This window comes from Holdemanella sp. DFI.5.55 (assembly GCF_020593575.1).
Taxonomy (GTDB): Bacteria; Bacillota_I; Bacilli_A; order Erysipelotrichales; family Erysipelotrichaceae; genus Holdemanella; species Holdemanella hominis.
In genome coordinates this window covers 1-243 of sequence record NZ_JAJDMK010000348.1, presented here as the reverse complement: position 1 = coordinate 243, position 243 = coordinate 1, and the positions used below count along the sequence as shown (strand labels likewise).

At 44.9% G+C, this 243-nt stretch carries 1 protein-coding gene; it reads left to right on the top strand.

Annotated elements, in window-relative coordinates; translation table 11 throughout:
- Positions 1-243, top strand: a 243-nt coding sequence (locus LJE08_RS14370) for an HAD hydrolase family protein (protein WP_227403629.1), incomplete at both ends; no start/stop codon positions are given.

Below are 243 nucleotides of genomic sequence, written 5' to 3'. Positions count from 1 at the left end.
ACGCGCTGCAGATTTTGTTGATTATTGAAGATTCAAAACGGCTAAAAGAGGTCAAAAAACGGCTTACCGCGAGCTATTCAAATGAAATCGCAATTCATGAGGCCGGCGATGGTTATTTAACGATCAACGCCGCAGCTGTCAATAAAGGGTGCGCTGCTCACTATCTGATTGAGCATGAATTGGCGGACTATGATCAGCTGGTCGCATTTGGTGATGATGAAAACGACCTGCCTATGCTCAAAA